Origin of the sequence: Blastomonas sp. UPD001, from assembly GCF_003426715.1 — a bacterium.
GTDB lineage: Bacteria > Pseudomonadota > Alphaproteobacteria > Sphingomonadales > Sphingomonadaceae > Blastomonas.
In genome coordinates this window covers 400,826-408,188 of the sequence record NZ_QKVT01000001.1, presented here as the reverse complement: position 1 = coordinate 408,188, position 7,363 = coordinate 400,826, and the positions used below count along the sequence as shown (strand labels likewise).

The window sequence follows — 7,363 nt, the reverse complement described above, 5'->3', positions numbered from 1 at the left end:
GCGACATAGGGCTGGTTGTGCTTGGCGAGCATGTCCGAGACGATCTCGCCCACCCGGCCATAGCCGAACAGCACCACCCTGCCCGCACCCGCCGATTCCTCGTCGGGCGCGGCGCTCTCGCTGGCGCGCATGTCGATCCGGGTCGCGATGACATGACCGAGCTTGGCGAGCAGCGGCGTGATCGTCAGGCCGATCGCGGTCACGATCTGCCAGAATTGCGCCGTGCTCGACTGGATGAGTTGCGCCTGCACCGCGGCCGCCAGCACGATCAGCGTGGTTTCGGCAGGGCTCGCCATCAGCACGCCGGTCTCCGCCGCGACCCCGCGCCGCGCGCCGACCAGCCGCAGCAATCCGCCGGTCACCACCGCCTTGATCAGGCACACGCCGACCACCGCGATCGCCAGCGACTGCCAGTTGGCCGCGACCACGCGCAAGTCGACCGACATGCCGACGGTGATCAGGAACACGCCGAGCGCCAGCCCCTTGAACGGCGCGGTGATGATCTCGACCTCGCCGCCATATTCGGTTTCCGCGATCATGACGCCCGCGATCAGCGCGCCGACGATCGGCGACAGCCCCGCCGCCGCCGTCGCGACCGAGGCGGTGATGACGACGAGCAGGCACGCAGCGAGAAACAACTCGGGGCTCTTGGTCCTGGCCGCCTGCGCGAACAGATAGGGCAGCAGATAGCGCCCCGCGAGCAGCATGATGACGATCGTCAGACCGCCGAGCCAGAGCGTCTCGACCAGCCCGTCCAGCCCGGCCGCCTCGGCGCGCGGCGCGAGCGCACCCAGCGCGAAGATGATCGGCACCAGCGCCAGGTCCTCGAAGATCAGCATGGCCAGCGCCGACCGACCCACCGGCCCGGTCGTGCCGACCATCGGCAGCACCAGCGCGGTCGAGGACAATGCGAGCGCCATGCCGAGGCCGAGCGCGCCGGCGAGCGGCTGGCCGATCAGGTTGAGCGCAAAGCCGATCACCAACCCCGAGGCGAGAAGCTGTGCTGAACCCAGCCCGAACACCTGGACGCGCATTGCCCATAGACGCTTGAACGACAGCTCGAGCCCGATGGTGAACAGCAGCATCACGATGCCGAATTCGGCGAACGGATCGATCGCCTCGCGGTCGGTGATGGTGATGTGATAGAGCCAGGGGAACTGATCGACGATCGAGCCCAGGCCCGACGGGCCGACCAGCATGCCGACCAGGATGAAGCCGATGACCGGGTTGATCTTGAGCCGCGCAAAGGCCGGGATGACGATGCCCGCCGCCCCCAGGATCACCAGGGCGTCGCTGAAGACCGGATTCTCAAAGGGCGTATGCATGGATCAATTCATGGCGGATAAAGGACAGCATGTCAGCCATAAATCATTCTGATGCGAGCGATCAGCCGCCCCCGCCACCCTGCGGCCCGGCGGGCGCCGCCTGACGCGCGCGTTCGCGCCTGGCGGCGGCATTGCCGCGTCCGACGGCGCGGTCCCATTCGATATGATAGAGGTCGTAGCGACGGTCGCCCAGGTTGCGCACCGTGCCTTCGTGCCGCGCCCAGCTGAGGTCGTCGAGATTGACGTCGCTGATCGTCAGCGTCTCGACATTCTCGCTCGCCTCCGCCGCGATTCCATCGCGCGCGAACGGCAGGTCGCACGGCGTGAGGATGCAGCTTTGCGCATATTGAATGTCCATGTTCTCGACATCGGGCAGATTGCCGACATTGCCCGACATCACCACATAGCACTGGTTCTCGATCGCGCGCGCCTGGCAGCAATAGCGCACGCGCATATAGGCCTCACGGCTGTCGGTGCAGAAGGGAACGAAGATGATCCGCGCGCCTTCGTCCGCCAGACGCCGCGCCAGTTCGGGAAACTCGCTGTCATAGCAGATCAGCACGCCGATCGGCCCGCAATCGGTCTGGATCGCGTCGATGCTGTCGCCGCCCTTGATCTTCCACCAGTAGCGCTCGTTGGGCGTGGGATGGATCTTTTCCTGCGCGTGAATCGATCCGTCGCGCAAGGCGACCAACGCGATATTCTGGATGTCGCCATCATCGGCGCGGGTCGGGTGTGACCCGCCGATGATGTTGATATTATATTCCATCGCCATGCGCGTCAGCTCTTCGCGGATGCGCGGGGTGAACTCGCTCAGCGCCTCGATCGCCTCCTGCGGCCCCATCTTCTTCTTGGCGAAAGAGAGCAGCGACATGGTGAACATTTCGGGAAACAGGACGAAGTCCGCCCGGTAATCCGCTGCCACATCGACGAAATATTCGACGTTGCGGACGAACTCCTCGAAATTCGCCACCGCGCGCGCCTGGAATTGCACCGTGGCGAGCCGGACGCTCTCCACGCCGCGCGGCACGCGATGCTTGGGCGGCTCGTCCGCATTCACATAGGGGTTGCGCCAGACCATGTGCGCCGCATGGCCGCGCGACTGGCGGTCCTCGGGCAGATAGCGCTTGAGGATGCCGACCGGGGTGAAGCCGTTGGCGATCTGGAAACCGATCACCGGATCGCGCAGCTTGCCGTCGATCACCTTGGAGAGATAGTCCTCGGGGCTCTCGGCCTTCTTGGTGCGCTTGGCGCGGTCATAGCCGGGGATCCGCCCGGAAAAGACGATACCGTTGAGCTCGAGCTGCTCGGCGAGCGCCCGGCGTGCCTCGTAGAGCCGCTTGCCGATGCGCACTCCTCGCTGCGCGGGGTCGACGCACATTTCATAGCCGTAAAGCCATTCGCCGGTGGGCACATGACGCGTGCCGAAGCCATTGCCGCTGATCTCTTCCCAGTCGTGCGGACCGAAGGCCATCGCCTCGGTCACGCGCGACGAGGCGCAATAGCCGACGATCTCGCCGTCAAGGATGGCGACGAACTGTCCTTCAGGGAAATTGTTGATCTGGCCGCGCAGCTCGCCGAACTTGTACGGCGGCAGGCTGGGATAGGCTCGCTCGACCAGCGCCGATATTCCGGGAATATCGCCCCTGCGGGCCTGCCTGACCTCGAGCCGTGCCTTGCTGCTGCGCTGCGCCATCAACCCCTCATGCCCAGCTGCCCATTTCCTTTTCCAGGTTCACCCGGATCGCCTCGAAGAACTGCTCGGTGGTCATCCAGGCCTGGTCGGGCCCGATCAGGATGGCGAGGTCCTTGGTCATCGATCCCTGCTCAACGGTTTCGATGCAGACGCGTTCCAGCGTCTCGGCAAAGCGCACCACTTCGGGCGTCTCGTCGAAGCGGCCGCGATAGATCAGGCCGCGGGTCCAGGCGAAGATCGAGGCGATCGGGTTGGTCGAGGTCGCCTTGCCCTGTTCGTGCATGCGATAGTGCCGCGTGACAGTGCCGTGCGCGGCTTCGGCCTCGACGGTCTTGCCATCGGGGGTCATCAGCACCGATGTCATCAGGCCGAGCGAGCCGAAGCCCTGCGCGACGGTGTCCGACTGCACGTCGCCGTCATAGTTCTTGCACGCCCAGACGAACTTGCCCGACCATTTCAGCGCCGATGCCACCATGTCGTCGATCAGGCGATGCTGATAGGTGATGCCAGCGGCTTCGAACTTGGCCTTGAATTCCTTCTCGTAGATCTCCTCGAAGATATCCTTGAAGCGGCCGTCATAGGCCTTCATGATCGTGTTCTTGGTCGACAAATAGGTCGGCCAGCCGCGATCGAGGCCGTAGTTCATCGATGCGCGCGCGAAATCGGCGATCGAGTCATCGAGATTGTACATCGCCATCGCGACGCCCGACGAGGGGAACTGGAAGACTTCCTCGTCGATCGTGGTGCCGTCCTCGCCCTCGAACACCAGGCGCAGCTTGCCGGGGCCGGGCACGCGAAAATCGGTCGCCTTGTACTGGTCGCCGAAGGCGTGACGGCCGACGACGATCGGGTCGGTCCAGCCGGGCACCAGCCGCGGGATGTTCGAGATCACGATCGGTTCGCGGAACACCACGCCGCCCAGGATGTTGCGGATGGTGCCGTTGGGCGACTTCCACATCTTCTTGAGGTTGAATTCCTCGACGCGCGCCTCGTCGGGCGTAATGGTGGCGCACTTGACGCCGACGCCATGCTCGCGGATCGCATTCGACGCATCGACGGTGATCTTGTCGTTGGTCTCGTCGCGCTTCTGGATCGACAGGTCGTAATATTTCAGGTCGATGTCCAGATAGGGCAGGATCAGGCGTTCGCGGATCCACTCCCAGATGATGCGGGTCATTTCGTCGCCGTCGATTTCGACGACGGGCTTGGCCACCTTGATCTTTGCCATGCGGATTTTGCGCCTTCTTGCTAGGGAGGAATCGGGAAATCTGGGACGCTCTTAGCAAAGTCGGGCGAGGTTTCAACCTTGCGGATCAGCGCAACCGTCGCACTTTCAGTATTGCAAATCACTAGCAAGTTTATGCCGCGGCGCAGCATTCACCGCATTATGGGGCCATTGGCCGTTGTCACACCCCCAGACTGTCCCTAAGAGGGCCTGCATGTCGCAAGAATTACTGGATAACCGAGGCAAGGGCCTGGCGAACTGGAGCCTGCCTCCGGTGCATCCCGAAGGTCGCAAATTCGCCGTTATCGCAGCGGGCATCACGCTCATCTTCGCGCTGATGGCCTGGGAAACGCTGGCTTGGCCGATGGGCGGGCTGACCTTGTGGATCCTCGCCTTTTTCCGCGATCCCGCGCGCGTCACGCCGCTCGACGAGCGCTTCGTCATCGCGCCGGCCGATGGCCTCGTCACGCTGATCCAGGAGGTTGCCCCGCCGATCGAACTGGCCGACCAGGACGGACTGGGCCCCGATCCGCTTTGGCGCGTGTCGATCTTCATGAGCGTCTTCGACGTCCATATCAATCGCGCGCCGATCGGCGGCACCATCAGGCGCATTGTCTATATCTCGGGCAAGTTCCTCAATGCCGATCTCGACAAGGCGAGCGACGAGAACGAGCGCCAGCATGTGATGGTCGAACGCAGCGATGGGCTGCGCATCGGCTTCACCCAGATTGCCGGCCTGGTGGCGCGGCGGATTGTGCCGTTCGTCAAGGAAGGCGATTTTGTCGCGGTCGGCCAGCGCGTCGGGCTGATCCGTTTCGGCAGCCGGGTGGACGTCTACCTTCCGCGCGGCACCGCACCCAATGTGGTCAAGGGCCAGCGCATCGTCGCGGGCGAAACGGTGCTCGGCATTGTCGGCGACGCGCCGGTGCGCGAAGGGATCGCGCACTGATGGCCCCGTCCCCTGCCCCGGCTTCCAGTCCTTCGAGGAGCATCACCGCATGAGCGAGCGCGATCCGATGGAGCGGCGCGGACGCCGCGGGCCGATCCGCTATCTTGCCGGACGCCGGTTCCGGCTGCGCGAAGGGCTGACGCTGCGCGCCATGGTGCCCAATGCGATCACTGCCAGCGCATTGTGCTGTGGCCTGACGGGCATTCGCTTCGCATTGCAGGACCAATGGCCGCTGGCCGCTGGCGCGATCGTGCTGGCGGGGGTGCTCGACGGCATCGATGGCCGCGTGGCCCGGATGCTCAAGGCGCAGAGCCGTTTCGGTGCCGAACTGGACTCACTGGCGGATTCGATCGCCTTTGGCGTGTCGCCCGCGCTGGTCCTGTTCCTCTGGTCGCTCAACGAACTGCCCCGGTTCGGCTGGCTGATCGCGCTTGCGCTCGCGGTCTGTTGTGCGTTGCGGCTCGCGCGCTTCAACGCGCAGATCGATCTGGAGGATCAGCCGCACAAGTCGGCAGGATATCTCACGGGCATTCCCGCCCCCGCTGGCGCGGGCCTGGCCATGCTTCCGCTGTATCTCTGGATCGAGACCGGGCTGGACGTGTTCCGCCACTATAGCCTGGTGGGCCCGTGGATATTGCTGATTGCGTTCCTGATGATATCCAACGTCGCGACCTTCAGCTGGTCGTCGCTGCGACTGCGCAAGAACATCCGTCTTGAAATGCTCGCGGTCTTCGCGATCACGGCGGCCTCGTTGCTCACCGTGCCATTCATCACGCTGACCGCGGTCTCGCTGGTCTATCTGGTGCTGATCCCGTTCGGCATTGCGTCCTACGCCAACATCAGGCGGCAGCGCGCCAATCCGGCTGGCTGACCCGCGGCGCGCCGCGGACAGGCATGGCAATGACATTGCGCGGGCTGTAATCGGGCGCGGTCGCCGGAACATAGGTCATGGCAGCGCGCATCTGCCCTCGGGCCACACGCCCCTGGTCTGCCGCACGATAGGCCGCGAACAGCGCATCGAAGCGCTCTGCCGATCCCGAAAAGGCCTGGGCGATGACGAGCACGGCGCCAATGGCGGCGGCGGCGAAGAACAGGGCAATGGCTACAGCTAACATAACGCTACATCCTGACTTGCGTCCGCCGGATTGGAGCCCGGTGGAACATTGTGGATAACTCGGTGGACAGCCATTGGTTCCATATCGGGACGATCCGGAGCCCCCGGCCCTCTTTGTATGTGTTTTGTTCCACTTCTGTTTCGCCTCGTCAACACCAAAATTCGGTTCGTCGCACATTTTAAGGCTGGATTTCGTGCGCGGCATCGCCTAAGGGCCCGCACGCAGGCGGCGCTGTGCCGCACGCAATCCACATGGAAGACACACATACCGGTGCCCCGGCCGCCCTTTGAGGGTCTGGCCCCCAAGGTTCCCGTCTTCCAGAGGCATAACCGGAAAGGAAATATCTATGGCGGCACCTGTCGTCACCATGCAGCAATTGATCGAGGCCGGCGCGCATTTCGGCCACCAGACCCACCGCTGGAACCCGCGCATGAAGCCGTACATCTTCGGCGCGCGCAACGGCATCCACATCCTTGACCTGTCGCAGACCGTGCCGCTGTTCGCACGCGCGCTCGAGTTCGTCTCGGCCACCGTCCAGGCCGGCGGCAAGGTGCTGTTCGTCGGCACCAAGCGCCAGGCCCAGGCCCCGATCGCCGAAGCCGCCCGCGCCAGCGGCCAGCATTTCGTCAACCACCGCTGGCTGGGCGGCATGCTCACCAACTGGAAGACCATCTCGGGCTCGATCAAGCGCCTCAAGATGCTCGAAGAGCAGCTCGCCGGCGACACCTCGGGCTTCACCAAGAAGGAAGTCCTCCAGCTGACCCGCGAGCGCGACAAGCTCGAGCTGTCGCTCGGCGGCATCCGCGACATGGGCGGCATCCCCGACGTGATGTTCGTGATCGACGCGAACAAGGAAGACCTCGCCATCAAGGAAGCCAATGTCCTGGGCATCCCGGTGATCGCGATCCTCGATTCGAACGTCGATCCGCAAGGCATCGCCTTCCCCGTCCCGGCCAATGACGACGCCGCACGCGCCGTGCGCCTCTATTGCGACGCGGTCGCCGCTGCTGCCACCAAGGGCCGCACCGGCGCTGCCGTGGCTTCGGGCGCCGA

At 64.4% G+C, this 7,363-nt stretch carries 7 protein-coding genes; 3 read left to right on the top strand and 4 right to left on the bottom strand.

The window, feature by feature from the left end; genetic code table 11:
• From DM995_RS01985 to DM995_RS01975, 3 genes are all read right to left on the bottom strand, one after another.
• Positions 1 to 1,325: cation:proton antiporter domain-containing protein (locus tag DM995_RS01985; RefSeq protein ID WP_116968327.1), on the bottom strand; the 1,325-nt coding region annotated here is incomplete at its 3' end.
• A gap of 61 nt (positions 1,326 to 1,386) precedes the next feature.
• Positions 1,387 to 3,021: a bifunctional GNAT family N-acetyltransferase/carbon-nitrogen hydrolase family protein gene (locus DM995_RS01980; RefSeq protein WP_116968326.1), complete on the bottom strand. Its 1,635-nt coding sequence runs from the start codon at positions 3,019 to 3,021 to the stop codon at positions 1,387 to 1,389.
• 7 nt (positions 3,022 to 3,028) lie between these two features.
• Entirely contained in the window at positions 3,029 to 4,249 is a 1,221-nt protein-coding gene (locus tag DM995_RS01975) for an NADP-dependent isocitrate dehydrogenase (RefSeq protein WP_023836935.1), read from the bottom strand.
• A 211-nt stretch (positions 4,250 to 4,460) separates the two neighbouring features.
• On the opposite strand from DM995_RS01975, the gene DM995_RS01970 reads away from it, so the two are divergent.
• The gene (locus tag DM995_RS01970; protein ID WP_023836936.1) at positions 4,461 to 5,195 is read left to right on the top strand and encodes a phosphatidylserine decarboxylase; all 735 of its coding nucleotides are present in this window, start codon (positions 4,461 to 4,463) and stop codon (positions 5,193 to 5,195) included.
• 49 nt (positions 5,196 to 5,244) lie between these two features.
• On the top strand, positions 5,245 to 6,066 hold the full coding sequence (locus DM995_RS01965) for a CDP-alcohol phosphatidyltransferase family protein (RefSeq protein WP_116968325.1): 822 nt from the start codon (positions 5,245 to 5,247) through the stop codon (positions 6,064 to 6,066).
• Here DM995_RS01965 and DM995_RS01960 read toward each other — a convergent pair.
• Positions 6,035 to 6,310, bottom strand: a complete 276-nt coding sequence (locus tag DM995_RS01960; protein WP_116968324.1) for a hypothetical protein — start codon at positions 6,308 to 6,310, stop codon at positions 6,035 to 6,037. The genes DM995_RS01965 and DM995_RS01960 overlap by 32 nt on opposite strands.
• Before the next feature lie 346 nt (positions 6,311 to 6,656).
• Between DM995_RS01960 and rpsB the strand changes: the two genes are divergently transcribed.
• Positions 6,657 to 7,363, top strand: a 707-nt coding sequence (gene rpsB / locus DM995_RS01955) for a 30S ribosomal protein S2 (protein WP_116968323.1), incomplete at its 3' end; no start/stop codon positions are given.

Coding starts and splice junctions, on each gene's coding strand:
- DM995_RS01970 (WP_023836936.1), top strand. CDS start 4,461: ATGTCGCAAGAATTACTGGATAACCGAGGCAAGGGCCTGGCGAACTGG.
- DM995_RS01975 (WP_023836935.1), bottom strand. CDS start 4,249: ATGGCAAAGATCAAGGTGGCCAAGCCCGTCGTCGAAATCGACGGCGAC.
- DM995_RS01980 (WP_116968326.1), bottom strand. CDS start 3,021: ATGGCGCAGCGCAGCAGCAAGGCACGGCTCGAGGTCAGGCAGGCCCGC.
- DM995_RS01960 (WP_116968324.1), bottom strand. CDS start 6,310: ATGTTAGCTGTAGCCATTGCCCTGTTCTTCGCCGCCGCCGCCATTGGC.
- DM995_RS01965 (WP_116968325.1), top strand. CDS start 5,245: ATGAGCGAGCGCGATCCGATGGAGCGGCGCGGACGCCGCGGGCCGATC.